Raw genomic sequence first — 18,265 nt, 5'->3', positions numbered from 1 at the left:
TCACGTCGCCGGCGTCGTGCTCTGCTGCATGCGGTAAAAGCGCAGTACCTGCTGCGCGGTCGATGAGCGCAGGGCCTCGTAGGTGTCGCGCAGCGTCAGCATGTCAGTCTGCGAGCCGCCGGAGAGCTTCTCGCGCATGGCGATGATGGCGCGCATGCTCGACCATGACATGCCGGCGACCTTGGCGAGGATCATCACGCCCTCGGTCCGGCTGTCGATCATTATGGTCTCGGCGGTCTCGATCGCGACGCCCGCGAGAGCTGCGAGTCCCGCATTGGTCTCGTCGAACTTGCCCTGCTCGGCGAAAGTGCTGACCTGAAATTCGTTGAGGCGACCGTCCTCGTGCAGCGACTTCACCAGCGCGCGCGCCATCTCGGTCTGCCTGGTCGTGGCGGCGGCGCGGACCCGCTGGGCGGCTTCCTGGACAACGCTCGACACCTCCTCCGCGAGCCCGGGGTGTGCGGCCTCTAACTTCTTGCGCACGCTCAAGGAAGCCTTTGCGATCAGCTTCAAATAGTGATGACGCGGCAGGTCGGGTCGCAGACCGATGCAGGTGGCGAGGTCATCGTCGCGTTCGGCGCGGTTAACGAGGTCGGTGAGACTTCCCTCCGACAGGCGCGCGCCCGGATTGCTGACGGTCGACTGCACCACGTCCTCGTTGCCGCGCGTCACCAACACGTCGGTCAACGCCTCCGATAGCACCCGCCGCAGCGAGATCGCCTTGAGATGCGCCTGGCCTCTGCTGCGCGCGATCTCGATCAGTGTCGCTTCGTCCAGCCGTTCCGATTTCGACAGCACGGGGCCGGAGACTTCGATGACCTCGTCGAGCGCGAGCGTACGGATGATCTTGGGCGGCGCGGACGCGATCGGTGCGAGGCGGTCGGCGAGCAGCGCTCTGGCCGAAACCTCGATCTGCTCGATCAGGCACTGGAACACGTCGTCGAACACGCGGACGTGGTCGTCGGAATAATCCACCGCGTTGCCCACGAAGAGATCGGTGACGCGGCGCAGCGTCTCGACCCGGCGCGCAACGGTGCCGTGGGAGAGCGCCGCCTGCAATTCCTCGAGCAGGTTCTCGGATGACGTTGCGGATTTCGATCTCATGGCCCTGTCCTGGAGCGTTCGGTCCGGCGCCGTCTTCTCACGCGTCGGAAAAAATGAATTGGTCAGTCCGTTATAACGCGGTTGCGCCCTTGCGCCTTGGCGGAATAGAGCGCGCGGTCGGCACGCACGAGAAACGTGTCGGCAGTATCGTTGTCGCGCAGCGTCACGACGCCAGCGGAAATGGTCACGCGCATGCCCGGGGAAAATGCATTCCAGTCGAGATCGGCGACGATTTGGCGCAAGCGGTCGAGCATGCGCGATGCCGCCGCGCCATCCGTTCCGGGCAGCAGCAGCAGAAATTCCTCGCCGCCGTAGCGGCCGAAGCAGTCGGCCGGGCGGATGTTGGCAAAAATGGTGATCGCGAAGGTGCGCAGCACCTCGTCGCCGATGGGATGGCCGTGGGCATCGTTGATGCGCTTGAACCAGTCGAGATCGATCAGCGCGATCGCGCAAGGCGTTGATGCCTGCCGTGACTCTTCGATCGCGGTGTCGAGAAGCCGCATGATGCAGCGGCGATTGTAGGAGCCGGTGAGTTCGTCGAGCTCGGCCAGCTCCTCGATGCGCTGATAGGCGGCCTTGAGCTCGATGCTGCGCCGGTACAGGATCTTGCGCAGCGTTGCGCCAAAGAGGCCGAGGGTGGCGCACTGGCCGATCACCAGCACGAAGCACAGCATCGAGGCGGTCCGCTGCAACCGAGTCGTAACGGGCAGGCCGATCGGCAGATCCGAGCCCAGAAAGACCACGACGAGCCCGCAGGTGGTAAGGCCCCAGGTGACCATCGCCTGGCTCGACGTCATCCGCAGCGTACCAAACGCGAAGATCAGAAACAGCACGGCGAGGAAGGCGACCCCGACCGTCGGTACCGCGAGCAGGAACACCAGTTGCAGCGTCGTATGCGCAGATATCTGGAAAACGGTGAGGTAATGATCTTCGAACCGATCACCGAAGCCGGCTTCCGACAGCACAGTGAACGTACCGATGATCAGGAGGCCGCCGAGCCAGAACAGCGACGGCACGCCCATGGAGATCGCGCCGTCATAGGCGTACAGCAGCAGGACCGAGGCCCCGAGCGAGTAGCTCGCGACCTGGCCGACATACATCTGGCGGCGCTGCCGGGCCCGCCGGGCCACGACTTCCGGAGCCGCCGCCTCGCGCGCGAGGACGAGATCCGCGACTTCAGCGGCATTCCTCTCCGGAAAGGACGTCGCGGCCGTGTTCATTATCCTGCCGATGGTGGATGTCAGCCCACAAATCTACGTGGCAAGCCTTTAGGTTTGGTATCCTTCGGAACCGAATCCGTACGGTGCGTTCCAGCCATGGAACATTTGCGGGTAAGGACATCTGCCGGCCATGAGGCATCGAGTACCGGTCGAGCTAAAACGGGGGTCGCGCGACACACGTCGTGCAGGGCTGCTATGGAGCGAGACTTGGCCACGCTGGCTGTGCCAGACCCGCTTTCTGCTAGGGAAAAATTTCAGTATTATGCTACCGATATGGACTGAGATGGCAGACCGCAACGGGCGGAATACGAACAATGCATGTATGTGGGGTAGATCACATCGGCTCGCGTATGACTGCGGTAAGTTGAAGAATTTCGCCCTTTCGGTCGAACCGTCCGCCGCATCGACCCGACCAATCTTGCGAGACGGCCTTTGAGCGTGACACAGGCGGCTTCGGACGAGGTCCTCATCGCCAGGATCGCTCAAGGCGACCGGCTCGCCATGCAGGTGCTGTACGGGCGGCACCATGTCAGGGTTTACAGGTTCGGGCTCAGGCTCGTGCGGAATGAGCAGGCGGCGGAAGACCTCATCAGCGAGGTATTTCTCGACGTCTGGCGTCAAGCCGGCAAGTTCGAGGGTCGATCCGCTGTTTCCACCTGGCTGCTGGCAATCACCCGATTCAAGGCCCTGTCTGCGCTTCGGCGCAGGAAGGATTTTGAGTTGGATGAAGAGGCCGCCAACGCGATCGAGGATACGTCCGACGATCCAGAAACGCTGGTGCAGAAGAAGGATACCAGTGAGGCGTTGCGGGAGTGTCTGACGGGTCTCTCGCCGGAACACCGGGAAATCGTCGATCTCGTCTACTACCACGAGAAGTCCGTGGAAGAAGTGGCCGAGATCGTCGGGATACCGGAGAACACTGTGAAGACGCGCTTGTTCTATGCGCGCAAGAAATTGGCCGAACTGCTGACGGCAGCCGGCGTTGAGCGAGGCTGGCCATGATGGCGTTGAGCAAGAAGATGCTGGAGCATGAGCCCAGTGAAATTGAACTGCTGCTGCCCTGGCACGCCGCCGGCACGCTGAACGCGCGCGATGCCCGCCGCGTCGAGGAAGCGCTGGCGCGCGATCCGGAGCTCGCGAAGCAATATGCCGCGATCCGCGGCGAGTACGAAGAGACCATTCATCTAAACGAGAGCCTGGGGGCTCCGTCCGCGCGCGCGCTGCAGAAGCTGTTCGCCGCGATCGATGCCGAGCCGGCGCGGGCGACCGGTTCGCTGCCGCTGTCCGCGCGCATTTCGACCTTCTTCGCGAGCCTGTCGCCGCGGACGCTGGCATGGTCGGCGAGCCTCGGCGCCGTCGCGCTCGTGCTGCAAGCCGGAATCATCGGCGCCGTGCTGATGAAGAACCAGCCGGCGACCTTCCAGACGGCTTCGCTCTCGACCAGCGCGCCGATCACACGCGAGCTTGGAAGCACGGCCGCGCCGGCGCGTGCGCTGGTGCGCTTCACTCCCGAGGCGCGCATCGCCGACATCACCGCGCTGCTCGACAGCTATCAGGCGTCGATCATCGACGGAGCCAAGGGCGGCATGTTCCGCCTCCAATTCAACAAGGCGATGAGCCAGGACGAGCTCGCCTCGCTGCTCGGCAAGATGCAGCGCGAGAAGTTCGTCAATCTGGCCGTCGCGACGCCCTGACCGCGCCGCTGAACCGATGACGCGCCAGTCGGAGAGCAGGGTACGCGCCGGGGCCTACGCGACTTCGATCGGAGCCGCGCTGCTGCTCACAGCCTGTCTCGGCGTCGAGCTTGCGCGGGCGCAGGCGACCATGCGTACGCCCACGATCAGCGTTCCCTCGCGCACGCCGACCATCTCTCCGAGCATTGCCCCGCGTGTGAGCCCCGGTGTCGCGGCGGCGCGCGCGGTCGGCGTCGGCCGCGGTCCGCGGACGATCCCGGCCATTCCCCACACCACGTCGTCGCGCATACGGCCGACGCCGGTAATGCCCTATGCGCGCTATTCGCCGAACCTCTATCCGGCCTGCACCGCACCCTACCGCGATGCCGGCGGCGAATGCCTGGCGCAGCCGAACGCGGGCGGCGAGGGCGGTGGAAAATCAGTCAAGAAGAGCGCCGGCAAGGGACGCGGCAACAGCACGCCGGCCGCGGTCACCTCGCGCAGCTTCGCCAAGGAGTTCGTCGCCGAGATCCACGGTGCGCTGTCGCCGGCCGAGGCCGACGAGCTCGCCCGTCGCCACGGCTTGACGCGCGTCGCCTCGGAGAATTTCCCGCTGATCGGCGCCACTTTGGGCCTGTTCCGCCTCACCGATGTCCGGCCATACGAGACGGTGCGGCGCGAATTCGCGGCCGACGGCAGTGTGCGCTCGCTTCAGCCCAACTTCCGTTATGTGCTCCAGGACCAGAAATCGTCGGGGCCGACCGAAGGCGATCCTGCGCAATATGCACTGACAAAGCTTCGCCTGCCGCAGGCGCATACGCTGGCGCACGGCGCCAACGTCACGGTTGCCGTGATCGATTCCGGGATCGACGCCAGCCATCCCGAACTCGCCAATTCCATCGCCGACAATTTCGATGCGCTCGGCACCACCGAGGGACCGCATGTTCACGGCACCGGCATCGCGGGTGCCATCGTCGCGCATGGCCGGCTGATGGGTAGCGCGCCCGAGGCGCGCATCATCGCGATCCGCGCCTTCGGCGGCCCTGCGGGCGGGGCCGAGAGCTCGTCCTACATCATCCTGCGCTCGCTGAACTATGCTGCCGAGCACGGCGCGCAGATCGTCAATATGAGCTTTGCGGGCCCCAAGGACGCCGTGATCGAGCGGGCCATCGCGGCGAGCGCCGCGCGCGGCCTCGTGCTGATCGCGGCCGCCGGCAATGCCGGGGCAAAATCGCCGCCGCTCTATCCCGCAGCCAATCCCAACGTGATCGCGGTGAGTGCGACCGACCAGCAGGACCGGCTGTTCACCGCCTCCAATCGCGGCAACTACATCGCGGTCGCAGCTCCCGGCGTCGACATCTTCCTGCCGGCGCCTGATGGCAAATACCAGATGACGTCCGGAACCTCGTTCTCCGCCGCCTGTGTCTCCGGCGTCGCGGCGCTGCTGCTCGAGCGCAACCATGCCTTGAAGCCGGAAGCGCTGCGCACGACGCTGGCGAAGACCGCGCGCGATCTCGGTCCACCCGGCCGTGATGATCTGTTCGGCCACGGCGAGGCCGATGCGTTTGCCGCGGTCATGGCCGTTCCGGCCGACAGTGCGGCGCCGGTTGCGGCGGCATCCGGTACAACAAAACGTGAAGATGCCGGGAAGCGTCCCGACGAGTCCGGCATCCGCGCCATCGAGCGACCCTCGTTGTCGAGCGCAGACGAAAAATCCGCGATTTCTCAGGCGGATAGGCCGGGGACGCGGTAGCGGCTGCGACAAGACGCGCGCGCCCGCCGAAGGTCAAAAAAGCGAACGCCGCGTTGAACGTTCAGCCAGCTGCCACGACCAAATTATGTGGGAGCGGTCATCCCTCCCCATCGGTCATATCAGGCGCGAGCGCCCATCCACCCCAAGCGCCCATATGGCTCGACCCGTCCGGTTGTCCCCCCGGACGGGTCTTTTCTTTGTGGGCATCCAATTTAAAGCGTCGCGATCGTTCAGCTTCCGGTTGAAGGATCGCATCCGCGTCCGTCGCGTCGCTCGCGCGGCATGCGGCAAGCCGGTCATGCTTGTGCGAAGCTTGACTCGAAAACACAGCAAATCTCCGCACGATTACGGTGCTCGACGGCGGACGCGGTGTCGTTGCTGGACAAGTCAAAACTTTTCCACAAAATAATCATGTCGCGTCTAAATTGATTCGTGTGCGTTGCGTCCCCGCGTCCGTGTTTTCTCCTGACGGGCTGGTTCATGACACATCGCCAAGAAGTCGTTCGCGACGTGGCCGTTAGCCGCGACATTGCGGCACGCTGGTGCGCTCTCGCGGAGCAGCGGCTGCAACATCTCTCCGAAATGTTCGAAACCGGACGCTGGCGCCGCTACCACTCCGAGATCGCATTTCTCGAAAATATCCAGGAGGCCAAGCGTGCGGTCCAGACCTGGCGCGCCCTTGCAACGGGTGCGGACGTCGCTGCGGCAGCCGCCAGCGTGACGCCCGCCTTCGGGTGGTCGCCGGCGACGATGCCGCGCGTGTTTCCGCGCGAACAACAGGCGCAGACCGTGCAGCCGAAGGCCGTCCACATCGCGCCCGAGACCGCGGTGCCGGTCAGGCTCGATCCCACGCCGGACGTTCTCGCCGACATTACCGAAACCCCGATCGCACCGCTGTCCGCGCCGCCCGCGATGGCACCGCGCGCGGCACCTGCCATTATGCCGCCGCCAACGGCGGCAACGCTACTGCCGCAGTTCTCCCCACCCGCCGCCGAAATCGTCGCCGGCCCCGAGCGCGTCGTCGAATTCACCTTCAGCCTCGATGGCCTGGAGGCCAAATACCCGCTGCTGCGCAACGCGTTCTAACGCCGCACCGCATTCCCGCCGACCACCACCTGCGCGAATCGCTGCGCGCCGTCGGCCGACAGGTCGGACGTGACCGCGCGCGCGTGGTCCAGCCCGACCACGGCGCCGCGCGGGGTCTCCGAGATCATGTTGTTGTTGACGAGCGCGGTGCCGGCGCCGGGCATCACGGAGACGCCGACGCCGGCCAGCGCCTTGCGGATCACGTTGCCGGTGATGGCGACGTCGCGCAGATACTTGCCCCAGCCGGCGACGATGCCGTAGGACGGCGCGTTCTCGATCACATTGCCGGTCACCGAGGAATCCGCCTCGATATAAATGCCGACGCCGGCATCGTCGTCCGGCGCGGTGCCGATCGGCCGTTTCGGTATCAGGTTGCGGATGATGTTGCCCTGGACCACGGCGATGCGGCCACCCTCGTTGAAATTGCAGACGGAGACGCCGACGGCGGCGCCGTCGACAATGTTGTTGGCAATCACCGCGGCCTCGAACGCGAACTCCGAATAGAGCGCGACTTCACGCACGTCGCTGACGCTGTTGCCGGTGATATGGATGTTCGAGGCGGAGTTGCCGCGCACGGCGGAGTAATCGCAGTTCCTGATGCGGTTGCCGCGCACGATCACGTTGCCGGCGCGAAAGGCATTGATGGCGTTGCCGTACTGGCCGGAGCCGCCGGGGCCGGCCTTGATGTCCTCGATGCGGTTGTCGGCGACCAGCGTGCCGTCGTCGCCGATCGCGGTGCGCAGAATCTCGATGCCGTTATCGTTGGTGCCGGTGATGGTGTTGCGGGAGACGCTGAGGCCATGGGCATCGAACGAGACGACCGCCGTCATTGCGATATTGGAGAAGATGTTGCCGGAGATGTCGCCCGAGACCTGCTCGAGCCAAATGCCGCTGCCGCCGGAGCCGATCATCACGCAATCGGTGATGCGGACGTCGCGGCCGCCGAGGACGTGGATCAGGCCGCGCCGCGTCGGCAGCGGAATGTTACCACCATCGAACGTGATGCCGGTGAGACCGATCGAGTCAGCGCCGTCGCTCTGGATCGCCGACGCGCCCCCAGTGAAGACGAATTTCGTCGCACCGCGCACGCCGATCAGCTGCCCGCCGCTCGGTACTCGTAATAGTCCAGTGCGGTAGATGCCGGGCGGCAAGGCGAGCGGCATCTGCGCCCGCGCGCTCTCATCGATCGCACGTTGGAGCGCGCGGGTCTGGTCCTCGCTGGCGCCGGGCCGCACACCGTATTGCGTGGCGTCGCGGCCGAGCAGGGAGGTCAGCGGCGCCGCGCGCGCAGCATCGGCCGGCACGGCGAGCGCGCCGGCGATGCCAGCGGTCGAGGCTCCGATGAGATGACGGCGATTGAGGTCCATGACGCGTCCTCCGGCGGACGCGGGAGGTGTCCGCGGGGGACTAGGTAGCTCAGGACCGCCGGTGGCGTGAGGATTGTTCGCGGTAGGGTTAAATGTTTACGCAAGCAGGGTGCGGTAGGGGTTACGGCCCCAACGTGTTCCGTTCCTTCCGCGCCAATCGCACCATCTCCATCAGCATCGCTTCGCCCGCATCCACCAGTTCCTCCAGCGTGATCCGGGCTGCGCCCTTGCGGCGCACTGCGCCGCTGCGCGCGAGCAGCGGGATGTGGATGAACGCCGCAAGCCTGGGCCCGCCTGCTCTCACGTTCTCGATCGCGCGCCAGCTCAGATAATTGCAGAGATAGGCGCCGGCATCGCGCGAGGCGCGCGCATCGATGCCGGTGAGGCGTGCGGCGCGCAGCAGCCTTGCGGTGTGCGGACCGAACGTCATCGCGTCCGCATCGCCGGCGATGCCGCGCTTGCTCGATCGGGTGTTGGCGGCATCCGGCCAGAGCATGGTGACCGCATTGCGGGCGCGGGTCTCGATGCGCAAGTAAGGCGTGCGCGCGGCGAGGCCGAACATCAGAAGCGCATCCGGCTTCACCTTCGCGAGCACGTCAGGCAATTGCCGGTCGACCGCAGCATAGGTGACCGGGAAGATGTGGCTTGCGATCGCGACATTATCGAGCGCCGGGCGGCGCAGCTGCGCCAGCCGCGCTACCAGCGGCTGGGTCGGGTTAAAGGGCGCGCCGGGAAACGGCCCGAAGCCGGTGAGGAGAATGCGGAGCTTTTCGCTCATTGCAGCAGCTCCAGAATCTGCTCCGCGGCGAGGGCCGGCGTGAGGTGGCCGTCGGCCACCTCGGCCTCGATCTTCCGGACCTTGGTGCGCACCGACACCTCGCTGCGCAGCCGCGCCAGCATGCGCTGCTCCAGCATCGACCACATCCATTTCACCTGCTGATCGCGCCGCCGCGCGGCAAACTCGCCGGATGCGCTCATCGCCTTGCGGTGATCAAGGATCCTCTGCCAAATTCTCGCGATTCCGTCGCCGGTCAGCGCCGAATAGGTCTCGACCGGTGGGTGCCAATGCTCGGACCGCGGCGCCAGAATGTGCAGCGCGCCGCGGTAGTCAGCGGCGGTGATCTTGGCGCGCTTGAGGTTGTCGCCGTCGGCCTTGTTGATGGCGATCATGTCGGCGAGCTCGACCAGGCCCTTCTTGATGCCTTGCAGCTCGTCGCCGCCGCCCGGCAGCATAAGTGCGAGGAAGAAATCGGTCATGTCGCAGACCGCCGTCTCGGATTGGCCGATGCCGACGGTCTCGACCAGCACGACGCCGAAGCCTGCGGCTTCGCAAATCAGCATTGCCTCGCGTGTCTTGGCCGTGACGCCCCCGAGCGTGCCCGAAGACGGCGAGGGGCGGATGAAAGCATCGGTGGAAACCGACAGCCGCGCCATCCGGGTCTTGTCGCCGAGGATCGAGCCGCCGCTGCGCGCCGAGGACGGATCGACCGCGAGCACTGCGACCTTGTGGCCCTGTTCGATCAGATACGTGCCGAGCGCGTCGATCGTGGTGGACTTGCCGACGCCCGGAGAGCCGGTGATGCCGACGCGCACCGCCTTGCCGGAGTCAGGCAGCAGCATCTGCACCAGTTCGCGCGCCAGCGCCTGATGGTCGGCGCGCCGGCTCTCCACCAGCGTGATGGCCCGCGCCAGCGCCGCGCGGCTGCCGGCGCGCACGTCACGGGCGAGGGACTTGGTGTCCGGCGAGGCCTTCTTCTCGGTCATGCCTTGCTTTACAACGGCCCGGCTGGGCAGGCGAGGGCGCTCGCCTGTAAATCACCGGGATGTTGCCGTCGCCGTCTGGGGCGGTTTCATCTTGCGCCACGCCCACACCATTACCGGCCACAGCAGCGCGCCGATCGCCATCGCGGCGAGGATCGCCGCGACCGGGCGCTCGAAGAACGGCAGGATGCTTCCGTCCGATTTGATCAACGACGTGACGAAAGCCTGCTCGACCATGGTGCCCATGACGATGCCGAGCACCATGGCTGCCACGGGATAGCCGTTCGCTTCCATGACATAGCCGATCACGCCGAAGGCGGCGACGGTGACGACGCCGAACATGTTGTTGCCGATCGCGAACGAGCCGACCGCGCAGCACAGCATGATGATCGGCATCACGGTGGAGCGTGGCGCCAGCAGGATGTAGGCCGCGACCCGGATCATGGCGATGCCGAGCGGGATCATCATGATGTTCGCGATGATGAACATCAGATAGATCGCGTACATGCTCGACGCCTTCTCGGTGAACAGCGTCGGGCCGGGATTGAGTCCCTTCATGTAGAGCACACCGATCGCGATCGCGGCGATGGTGTCGCCGGGGATGCCGAACAGCAGCGATGGCACCCAGCCGGAGGCGATGCTGGCGTTGTTGCTGGCTCCGGCCTCGACCAGGCCTTCGACGTGACCGGTGCCGAACTTTTCAGGCTCCTTCGAGAAGCGCTTCGACATCGCGTAGGAGACCCAGGCGGCCATGTCGGCGCCGGCGCCGGGCAGCACGCCGATGATGATGCCGACGATATTCCCGCGCGTCATCTGCCAATGATACTTCTTGGTCAGCTTCCACTGGCCGGCCATGATGCTTCCGAATTTTCGTCGCGGCAGCGGTGGCGGCTCGGGCGTTAGCATCGCGCGCATCACCTGCGCCACCGCGAACACGCCGACCAGCGCCGGGATCGGTTCGATGCCGCCGAACAGATCGGTGAGGCCGAAGGTGAAGCGCGGGACGCCGCCGGGATTCTCGATGCCAATGCAGGAGACCAGCAGGCCGATGAACATGCCGGCGATCGCTTTCACGGGCGAGGAGCGCGCGACCAAAGTGGCGCACATCAGGCCGAGCAGCGCCAGCCAGAAATATTCGAACGTCGAGAACGACAGCGCGATCTCGGCCAGCGGCGGCGCCAGGATCATCAGCGACAGCACGCCGGCGATGCCGCCGACCGCGGAGAACCAGACGCCGGCCCCAAGCGCGAGCTCGGCCTGGCCCTTGCGGGTCATGGCATAGGCTTCGTCGGCATAGGCGGCGGAGGCCGGCGTGCCGGGAATGCGCAGCAGCGCGCCGGGAATGTCGCCGGAGAAGATCGCCATCGAGGAGGCCGCGACGATGGTCGCAATCGCCGCGATCGGCGACAGGTAAAAGGTGACGGGGACGAGCAGGGCGGTCGCCATCGTCGCCGACAGGCCCGGCAGCGAGCCGATCACGAGCCCGTACACGGACGCCGCGAACATCGCGATGATGACCTCCCAGGTGGAGATCAGTGCGAACGCATCAATCAGGGTTTTCAGCATGGGATTACCAGGGCGTCGGCAGCAGGCCGGCCGGTAGCGGCACGCGCAACAGCTTGCCGAAGATGAGGTGGATGGCGAACGGCGAGAGCGCCGCGAGCGGCAGCGCCAGCTTCCACTTCGCCCCCAACGCAGTCGAGGTCACGTAGACCATGATCGCGGCAGTGAGGATGAAGCCGAGCCGGTCGGCGGCAAAGACGTAGAACAGCAGCAGCGCCGGCGGCAGCAAGGCGCGAAAGCCGTAGAGCTTGCCCTGCGGCGGCGGGCTGGCGGCCTGGCCGTTCTCGAGCGGGACCAGCTCTTCCTCCTCCTCGAAGGAATGGCCAATGCCGAACACGATGGCGAGCCCGCACAGGGCGAGCCCGGTGCCGATCACCAGCGGAAACACGTTGGGGCCGACCGGCTGCCCCGGCACCGGCGGCAAGATCCAACCGCCATAGGCGGCGGCCGCGCCGAGTGCGACGAGAAACGATCCCGTGACGGAGTCGGGAAGACGCATGGGAGAATCCTATGAGAAGTGCACTTCCTCTCCCCGCGTGGGTTGGGCTAGCGCATATGACGAAGCTGCTCGGCCTGCATGGTTCGAGACGCCCGCTTTCGCGGCCTCCTCACCATGAGGGTCTGATATCTCGCCGCAAAACGCGACCTCATCCTGAGGGCCCGCCGTAGACGGGCGTCTCGAAGGATGGGCTGCAAGCGAGCTACTCGCCACGCTCTTCATATGCGACAGCCCTGCCGCCCGCGCGGAGAGGTGAAAATCACGCCTTGCTCAGGCCCGCCGCCTTCATCGCCTCGCCCATCTGGGCGTCGCCCTTGTCCATGAAGGCGGCGAAATGGGCGGCATCGCCCCACACGGTGCCGAAGCCGCGATTGCTCATGAAGTCCTTGAACTCGGCGGAGTCGTAGACCTTCTTCAGCGCTGCGGTCAGCTTCGTTGCGATCTCCGGCGGCAGGTTCTTCGGGGCGCCGATGCCGCGCCAGGCACCAGTCGCGTAGTCGATGCCCATCGCCTCCTTCAGCGTCGGCACATCTTTGAAGATCGGGTTGCGCGCCGGCGCCATGATGGCAAGGCTCCTGGCCTTGCCGGCCTCGATGATGGCCCGCGCCTCCGGCACCGAGCAGGTGGTCAGGTCGAGGCCACCGGCGGCGAGATCCTGCATCGCGGGCGCTGCGCCATTCGACGGCACCCAGGCGACCTGGTTGGCAGGCAGGCCCATCGCCTGCATCCAGCCGACCAGCGCCAGATGCCAGATGCCGCCCTGGCCGGTGCCCGAAGCCTTGAACTTGCCCGGAGGCGCCGCCTTGATCGCGTCGGCGAGTTCCTTGACCGTCTTGTAGGGCGAGGAGGAGGAGACCTGGATGCCGGGCGGATCCTCGTTCATCAGCGCCAGCGGCGTGTAGCTCTTCGGCGTCAGGTCGGTGAGGCCTTGCCAGTGCATCATCGAGATTTCGACCGTGAGCATGCCGATGGTGTAGCCGTCGGGCTGCGCGCTCGCGATCGCGCTATGGCCGACGACGCCGGAGCCGCCGGTGCGGTTGACCACGTTGAAGGGCTGGCCGAGATCCTTCTCCAGCAGCGCCGCGACGATGCGCGCGGTGGCATCGGTGCCGCCGCCCGCGCCCCAAGGCACGATGACGGTGACCGGACGCGCCGGATAGGCTTGTGCGCGTGCCGGCTTGAACCCGAAAGCGGCGGATGCCGCGACCGCGGCAGACGAGGCCGCAAAGGCGCGGCGGGTGATCTTGGACATTGAATGCCTCCCAGCGGCGCCCGTGACGTCGAGCGCTCTTGTCAACGGCGGCATTCTAGTCGGCTTTGCGGCGGCGCCGCAAGGTAGCGCTACCAGCGAGATCGCCGTTTGTGTGAAACCCATCGGACGGCAGTCGGAGATCGGGTGGGTTTTGCCCGCGCAAGTCGCCAACCTCAGCGCGCAACAAGAGCCAAGGCAAGCCATGACCCAAGCCTATTACAGCACCGTGCTGGACCAGCCACTGGACGAAGTCTGGTCGCTAATTCGCGACTTCAACAACTATCCCGCTTATATCGACGATAATCGTCGCGGACGCGCGAGCCGAAGATGGCGAGCTTCGATACGCCCTTGCCTTTGATGGCATCCGCGTTCTTGTATTGCAGCAATGATTTCGTCAGGTGTCATGGACACAACCTGGCCGGGCGCACGACCAGTCCATCACTACTCCGCCGCCTCGCTATGCCCAAGCCGGACGTTCAGCTTGCGGATCAGTTCCTCCGCCGCATCGGCGATCACGGTGCCCGGCGGGAAGATGGCTTCGGCGCCGGCCGCGTACAGCGCGTCGTAATCCTGCGGCGGCACTACGCCGCCGACGATGATCATGATGTCGTCGCGGCCCTGCTTCTTCAGCGCGGTCTTCAGTTCCGGCACGGCGGTGAGGTGGGCGGCGGCGAGCGAGGAGACGCCGAGGATGTGCACGTCGTTCTCGACCGCCTGCCGCGCAGCTTCGTCGGCAGTCGCGAACAGCGGCCCAATGTCGACGTCGAAGCCGATGTCGGCGAAGGCTGACGCAATCACCTTCTGGCCGCGATCGTGGCCGTCCTGGCCGATCTTGGCCACCAGGATGCGCGGGCGGCGGCCTTCCGCCTCCTCGAAGGCGTCGATCAGCGCCTGAACCTTCTCGACCTGGTTACCCATGCTGGACGCCTCCCGCTTGTAGACGCCGGTAATGGACTTGATCTCGGCGCGATGCCGGCCGAACACCTTCTCCATCGCCTCCGAAATCTCGCCGACGGTCGCCTTGGCGCGCGCCGCGTCGATGGCGAGCGCGAGCAGATTGCCGTTGCCTTCTCTGGCCGAGCGCGTCAGTGCGGCGAGGGCGGCATCGACGTCCTTCTGGTTGCGCTCGGATTTCAGCCGCGTCAGCTTGTCGATCTGCAAGCGGCGGACATTGCTGTTGTCGACTTTGAGGATCTCGATCGGCGCCTCGTCGGTCGGCTTGTACTTGTTGACTCCGATCACGGCCTGCTTGCCGGCATCGATCCGCGCCTGCGTCTTGGCCGAGGCCTCCTCGATGCGCAGCTTCGGCACGCCCGCCTCGATCGCCTTGGCCATGCCGCCGAGCTCCTCGACCTCCTGGATGTGGCTCCAGGCCTTGGCCGCGAGGTCGCGCGTGAGCCGCTCGACATAATACGAGCCGCCCCAGGGATCGATGATGCGCGTGGTGCCGCTCTCCTGCTGGAGGAAGAGCTGGGTGTTGCGGGCGATGCGCGCCGAGAAATCGGTCGGCAGCGCCAGCGCTTCGTCGAGCGCGTTGGTGTGCAGCGACTGGGTATGGCCCTGGGTGGCCGCCATCGCCTCCACCGTGGTACGCATCACGTTGTTGAAGACGTCCTGAGCGGTCAGCGACCAGCCTGAGGTCTGGCTATGCGTGCGCAGCGACAGCGAGCGCGGGTCTTTCGGATTGAATGGCTTCAGCAGCTTCGCCCAGAGCAGGCGCGCGGCGCGCAGCTTGGCGACCTCCATGAAGAAGTTCATGCCGATCGCCCAGAAGAACGACAGGCGCGGCGCGAAGCGGTCGACGTCGAGGCCTGCAGCGAGGCCGGCACGCAGATATTCGACGCCATCGGCCAGCGTGTAGGCGAGCTCGAGGTCCTGCGTCGCACCGGCCTCCTGCATGTGATAGCCGGAGATCGAGATCGAGTTGTATTTCGGCATCTTCTGCGAGGTGTAGGCGAAGATGTCCGAAATGATCCGCATCGATGGCGCGGGCGGATAGATATAGGTGTTACGCACCATGAATTCTTTCAGGATGTCGTTCTGAATGGTGCCTGAGAGTTTTTCCGGCGGCACGCCCTGTTCCTCGGCGGCCGCGACATAGAGCGCGAGGATCGGCAGTACCGCGCCGTTCATGGTCATGGACACGCTCATCTGGTCGAGCGGAATCCCTGCGAACAGCGTACGCATGTCGTAGATGGAATCGATCGCCACGCCGGCCATGCCGACGTCGCCGCCGACGCGCGGATGATCGCTGTCATAGCCGCGATGCGTGGCGAGATCGAAGGCGACCGAGAGGCCCTTCTGTCCGGCCGCGAGATTACGGCGATAGAACGCGTTGGAATCCTCTGCCGTGGAGAAGCCGGCATATTGCCTGATGGTCCAGGGCTGGTTGACATACATGGTTGGGTAGGGGCCGCGCAGAAAGGGCGCGATGCCAGGATAGGTCTCGAGGAAATCGAGGCCGGCAAGATCGGCCTCGCCATAGGCCGGTTTCACGAGGATGCCCTCGGGCGTCAGCCACGGCTCGGCGCTGCCGGCCGGCGCGGCGGTGGCTGTCCGCGCGAAGGCGACGTCGGCGAAATTGGGAATGCGGCTCATGGTCTCAACCATATCATAGGCGCTCAATCATGATCCGGATGCTGATGGCTGACGATGGTCGCCATCTTCTCCGGTCCGTAATTCTGCTGCGTGGTCTGGCTTGGCAAATTGGAGATGCCGACTACCCAGCCGAGGCGAGATTCGGTGCCGAACTGCCGCGTTGGGACAACGTGGTCGGGGCGGTCGAACGTGCCTGTCATGATCTCGATCCGGTCGCCGTCGATGCGGCCAAAGCTCAGCGGCGTGCCGCAGGCGGCGCAAAAGCCGCGCTCGGCGATCGAGGAGGAGCGGAAGAACGACGGCCGTCCCCTGGTCCAGGCAAAGTCCGTCTTGTTGATGTCGGCGAAGGAGGCGAACGGGGCGCCAGCCGCCTTCTGGCACATCCGGCAGTGGCAGATCGAGACCTTGGTCGGTGCCGTCGTGACTCGAAAGCGCACGGCCCCGCATTGGCAGCCGCCGGTGAGAACGGTTTTGCCGGTTTCGATCATGATTGCTCCATCCGTCGATAGGCGTCTTGCAGCGTCGCAAGCGCATCGCCGCCGGCGAAGACGAAACCGGTGACGCCGGCCGCGCGCAGCGCAGCCTCGGCATCCGTCGGGCGGCCTGCCAGGTAGATATGGCGCGCGCCGGCCGTTTGCAGGGCTCTTGCCGCGGCTTCCGCTTGTTCCGCATAGACCTTGTCGCTGGAACAGAGACAGGCGAGGGCGGCGCCGGAGGCCTCGAAGGCGGTAACAAGCTTGGCCGGATCGGCAAAACCCTCGCTGTCGAGGGCCTGGATGCCGCCAGCCTCGAAGTAGCTCTTGGCAAACGTCGCCCGCGCGGTGAAATCGGCGGGCGTGCCGAGATTGGCCAAGAACACCTTTGGGCGGGCGCCACGTGCTTTCAGCGCTGCATCCGACTTGTCACGCAAGGCCTCGAACGGTTGCGCCAGCCGGATCGGCGGCAGTGCATCGAATTTGTATTTTTGCTCACCATAAGGCGGAAGCGCGATTGGCGTCACCTTCAGGACGGCCGTCTCGCTCTCGTGCAGGTTCGGAAACTCACTGGCGCCCGTCAGCACGTCCCGGCGTTTTGCGATGTTGGCCTCGCGCGCCTTTCGCGTAGCCGCTACTTTGCTCTGAAAAACACCCTGCTGAAGCGCGGCAAAGGCGCCGCCGGCTCTCTCGCTCTCCTGGAACAGCGCCCAGGCGGCCTCGCAGAGCTGCGCCGTCAGCGCCTCGATCCCGCCGGCGCCCGCTGCGGGATCGCTGACCTTGGCGAGGTTGCTTTCTTCCAGCAGCAGGGCTTGCGTGTTGCGCGCCACGCGCCGTGCGAACGGATCGGGCAGTCCGAGCGCCAGCGTATGCGGCAACACGGTGATCGCGTTGGCGCCGGCAAGCCCGGCCGCAAAGGTCGCGATGGTCGCGCGCAGCATGTTCACGTAAGGGTCGCGCTGCGTCAGCATGCGCCAGGCCGTGTCGGCAGCGATGAACAGCGGTTTCGGCGTCAGGCCACAGGCCTGCTCGATGCGCGCCCACAGCAGCCGCAGCGCGCGGAATTTGGCCATAGTCAGGAACTGGTCGGCATCGGCGGAAAGCCGCGCATAGACCATGCCCTGCGCCTGCTGCAGCGCAATGCCGGCATTTTCGATCGCGCGCAGATAGGCAACGCCGCAGGCGAGCACGAAGGCAAGCTCCTGCACTTCCGAACCGCCGGCATCGTGGATCACGCGTCCGTCGGCGGACGCGAACGGCCCCTTGAAGCCGAGCCCAGCGAGACCCTTGATGGCGCCGGTGATGGCTGGAACGATCTCCTCCCACGTATAGGGGCTGTGGCCCCACACCGCGCCGGCCGCGAGCGGATCAAGCCCGAAGCGGATGTCGCAGGCGGCGGGATCGAGGCCTGCGCGCTTCACATATTCCGCGACATGGATCGCGGCCATCCGTGATTGCGGACCGATCTGGAGTTCGAGGCCGATGCCGGCATCGAGATGGATGTCCTTCAGGACTCTTGCGACCGCATCGGCTGACGGTTCCAGGCCGAAGCCGTGGGCGCCGCTGCCGCCGGCGAACACCAGCGCGAGCCCCGTCGCGCCGTTCTCGAGATCGGTCAGCGCCTGCGCGTTCGCGGCAGCCGCATCGGGATGGTCGATCCGCTGCATGATCTGCCAGGGCGCAGCTGGCGGCCGGCCCACCACGGGCGCAAGGTCCTTGGCGCGTGGGTAGAGCGGTTCGATCTTCAGGCCATCATAGGTCTTGCCGACCAGCTTCTCGAACGGCGCGCCCTTCAGCACGCCGTCAACCAGCTTGCGCCAGTCTTCGATCGTCGCCTTGGGAAAATCCGCCGCCAGCGGCAGGTCGTCAGTCACGGAGGTCATGCGGCGAGGGGCTCCCGAAATCTTGTTATTCGC

16 protein-coding genes are annotated in these 18,265 nt (G+C 65.8%); 5 read left to right on the top strand and 11 right to left on the bottom strand.

Annotation, left to right across the window (positions count from 1 at the left end; genetic code table 11):
- Together IVA98_RS15655 and IVA98_RS15650 are read right to left on the bottom strand one after the other, a co-directional pair.
- Positions 1-1,104 (bottom strand): DUF2336 domain-containing protein, encoded by a 1,104-nt coding sequence (locus IVA98_RS15655; protein WP_247333447.1) that lies wholly within the window; start codon positions 1,102-1,104, stop codon positions 1-3.
- Positions 1,105-1,166: 62 nt separating this feature from the next.
- Positions 1,167-2,324 (bottom strand): GGDEF domain-containing protein, encoded by a 1,158-nt coding sequence (locus IVA98_RS15650; RefSeq protein ID WP_247333448.1) that lies wholly within the window; start codon positions 2,322-2,324, stop codon positions 1,167-1,169.
- 432 nt (positions 2,325-2,756) lie between these two features.
- On the opposite strand from IVA98_RS15650, the gene IVA98_RS15645 reads away from it, so the two are divergent.
- The 4 genes from IVA98_RS15645 (at position 2,757) to IVA98_RS15630 (ending at position 6,836) form a co-directional block, all read left to right on the top strand.
- On the top strand, positions 2,757-3,326 hold the full coding sequence (locus IVA98_RS15645) for a sigma-70 family RNA polymerase sigma factor (protein WP_247301295.1): 570 nt from the start codon (positions 2,757-2,759) through the stop codon (positions 3,324-3,326).
- Positions 3,323-4,018 carry a hypothetical protein gene (locus IVA98_RS15640; RefSeq protein ID WP_247301294.1) on the top strand — a complete coding sequence of 232 codons (696 nt, stop codon included), beginning with the start codon at positions 3,323-3,325 and terminating at the stop codon, positions 4,016-4,018. Before IVA98_RS15645 ends, IVA98_RS15640 begins: the two co-directional genes overlap by 4 nt.
- Positions 4,019-4,034: 16 nt before the next feature.
- Complete coding sequence (locus IVA98_RS15635; RefSeq protein WP_247301293.1) at positions 4,035-5,750, top strand: S8 family serine peptidase; 1,716 nt, start codon at positions 4,035-4,037, stop codon at positions 5,748-5,750.
- A 510-nt stretch (positions 5,751-6,260) separates the two neighbouring features.
- Complete coding sequence (locus IVA98_RS15630; RefSeq protein WP_247333528.1) at positions 6,261-6,836, top strand: TIGR03809 family protein; 576 nt, start codon at positions 6,261-6,263, stop codon at positions 6,834-6,836.
- On the opposite strand, the gene IVA98_RS15625 is transcribed toward IVA98_RS15630, so the two are convergent.
- The 6 genes from IVA98_RS15625 to IVA98_RS15600 form a co-directional block, all read right to left on the bottom strand.
- Complete coding sequence (locus IVA98_RS15625) at positions 6,833-8,203, bottom strand: TIGR03808 family TAT-translocated repetitive protein (protein WP_247301292.1); 1,371 nt, start codon at positions 8,201-8,203, stop codon at positions 6,833-6,835. The two genes, IVA98_RS15630 and IVA98_RS15625, sit on opposite strands and share 4 nt — an antisense overlap.
- A 121-nt stretch (positions 8,204-8,324) precedes the next feature.
- Positions 8,325-8,981 (bottom strand): pyroglutamyl-peptidase I, encoded by a 657-nt coding sequence (locus IVA98_RS15620; protein ID WP_247301291.1) that lies wholly within the window; start codon positions 8,979-8,981, stop codon positions 8,325-8,327.
- The gene (gene meaB / locus IVA98_RS15615; RefSeq protein WP_247301290.1) at positions 8,978-9,967 is read right to left on the bottom strand and encodes a methylmalonyl Co-A mutase-associated GTPase MeaB; all 990 of its coding nucleotides are present in this window, start codon (positions 9,965-9,967) and stop codon (positions 8,978-8,980) included. The genes IVA98_RS15620 and meaB overlap by 4 nt, the downstream gene beginning before the upstream one ends.
- A 51-nt stretch (positions 9,968-10,018) precedes the next feature.
- Positions 10,019-11,530 carry a tripartite tricarboxylate transporter permease gene (locus tag IVA98_RS15610; protein ID WP_247301289.1) on the bottom strand — a complete coding sequence of 504 codons (1,512 nt, stop codon included), beginning with the start codon at positions 11,528-11,530 and terminating at the stop codon, positions 10,019-10,021.
- A gap of 4 nt (positions 11,531-11,534) precedes the next feature.
- Complete coding sequence (locus tag IVA98_RS15605) at positions 11,535-12,026, bottom strand: tripartite tricarboxylate transporter TctB family protein (protein WP_247301288.1); 492 nt, start codon at positions 12,024-12,026, stop codon at positions 11,535-11,537.
- Between the two features lie 259 nt (positions 12,027-12,285).
- Positions 12,286-13,278, bottom strand: coding sequence for a tripartite tricarboxylate transporter substrate binding protein (locus IVA98_RS15600; RefSeq protein WP_247301287.1), 993 nt, complete (start codon positions 13,276-13,278; stop codon positions 12,286-12,288).
- On the opposite strand from IVA98_RS15600, the gene IVA98_RS15595 reads away from it, so the two are divergent.
- On the top strand, positions 13,265-13,636 hold the full coding sequence (locus IVA98_RS15595) for a hypothetical protein (RefSeq protein ID WP_247301286.1): 372 nt from the start codon (positions 13,265-13,267) through the stop codon (positions 13,634-13,636). The two genes, IVA98_RS15600 and IVA98_RS15595, sit on opposite strands and share 14 nt — an antisense overlap.
- 83 nt (positions 13,637-13,719) lie before the next feature.
- Here IVA98_RS15595 and scpA read toward each other — a convergent pair whose 3' ends face one another.
- The 3 genes from scpA to IVA98_RS15580 are packed head-to-tail and all read right to left on the bottom strand — an operon-like array spanning position 13,720 to position 18,232.
- The gene (gene scpA / locus IVA98_RS15590) at positions 13,720-15,876 is read right to left on the bottom strand and encodes a methylmalonyl-CoA mutase (RefSeq protein ID WP_247333530.1); all 2,157 of its coding nucleotides are present in this window, start codon (positions 15,874-15,876) and stop codon (positions 13,720-13,722) included.
- A gap of 23 nt (positions 15,877-15,899) precedes the next feature.
- Positions 15,900-16,364: a GFA family protein gene (locus tag IVA98_RS15585; protein WP_247355166.1), complete on the bottom strand. Its 465-nt coding sequence runs from the start codon at positions 16,362-16,364 to the stop codon at positions 15,900-15,902.
- A complete protein-coding gene (locus IVA98_RS15580; protein WP_247301284.1) occupies positions 16,361-18,232 on the bottom strand; it encodes a methylmalonyl-CoA mutase family protein in 1,872 nt (623 codons plus the stop codon). The genes IVA98_RS15585 and IVA98_RS15580 overlap by 4 nt, the downstream gene beginning before the upstream one ends.
- Positions 18,233-18,265: the final 33 nt, after the last annotated feature.

Origin of the sequence: Bradyrhizobium sp. 160 (assembly GCF_023073735.1) — a bacterium.
Classification (GTDB): domain Bacteria; phylum Pseudomonadota; class Alphaproteobacteria; order Rhizobiales; family Xanthobacteraceae; genus Bradyrhizobium.
Note: the sequence above shows the minus strand (reverse complement) of the source record. Positions and strands in the feature narration are given on the sequence as shown.

Excerpts from the sequence above, each read along its gene's own strand:
- IVA98_RS15655 (WP_247333447.1), bottom strand. The coding sequence starts at position 1,104 with ATGAGATCGAAATCCGCAACGTCATCCGAGAACCTGCTCGAGGAATTG.
- IVA98_RS15650 (WP_247333448.1), bottom strand. The coding sequence starts at position 2,324 with ATGAACACGGCCGCGACGTCCTTTCCGGAGAGGAATGCCGCTGAAGTC.
- IVA98_RS15640 (WP_247301294.1), top strand. The coding sequence starts at position 3,323 with ATGATGGCGTTGAGCAAGAAGATGCTGGAGCATGAGCCCAGTGAAATT.
- IVA98_RS15635 (WP_247301293.1), top strand. The coding sequence starts at position 4,035 with ATGACGCGCCAGTCGGAGAGCAGGGTACGCGCCGGGGCCTACGCGACT.
- IVA98_RS15625 (WP_247301292.1), bottom strand. The coding sequence starts at position 8,203 with ATGGACCTCAATCGCCGTCATCTCATCGGAGCCTCGACCGCTGGCATC.
- IVA98_RS15620 (WP_247301291.1), bottom strand. The coding sequence starts at position 8,981 with ATGAGCGAAAAGCTCCGCATTCTCCTCACCGGCTTCGGGCCGTTTCCC.
- meaB (WP_247301290.1), bottom strand. The coding sequence starts at position 9,967 with ATGACCGAGAAGAAGGCCTCGCCGGACACCAAGTCCCTCGCCCGTGAC.
- IVA98_RS15610 (WP_247301289.1), bottom strand. The coding sequence starts at position 11,530 with ATGCTGAAAACCCTGATTGATGCGTTCGCACTGATCTCCACCTGGGAG.
- IVA98_RS15605 (WP_247301288.1), bottom strand. The coding sequence starts at position 12,026 with ATGCGTCTTCCCGACTCCGTCACGGGATCGTTTCTCGTCGCACTCGGC.
- IVA98_RS15600 (WP_247301287.1), bottom strand. The coding sequence starts at position 13,278 with ATGTCCAAGATCACCCGCCGCGCCTTTGCGGCCTCGTCTGCCGCGGTC.
- scpA (WP_247333530.1), bottom strand. The coding sequence starts at position 15,876 with ATGAGCCGCATTCCCAATTTCGCCGACGTCGCCTTCGCGCGGACAGCC.
- IVA98_RS15585 (WP_247355166.1), bottom strand. The coding sequence starts at position 16,364 with ATGATCGAAACCGGCAAAACCGTTCTCACCGGCGGCTGCCAATGCGGG.
- IVA98_RS15580 (WP_247301284.1), bottom strand. The coding sequence starts at position 18,232 with ATGACCTCCGTGACTGACGACCTGCCGCTGGCGGCGGATTTTCCCAAG.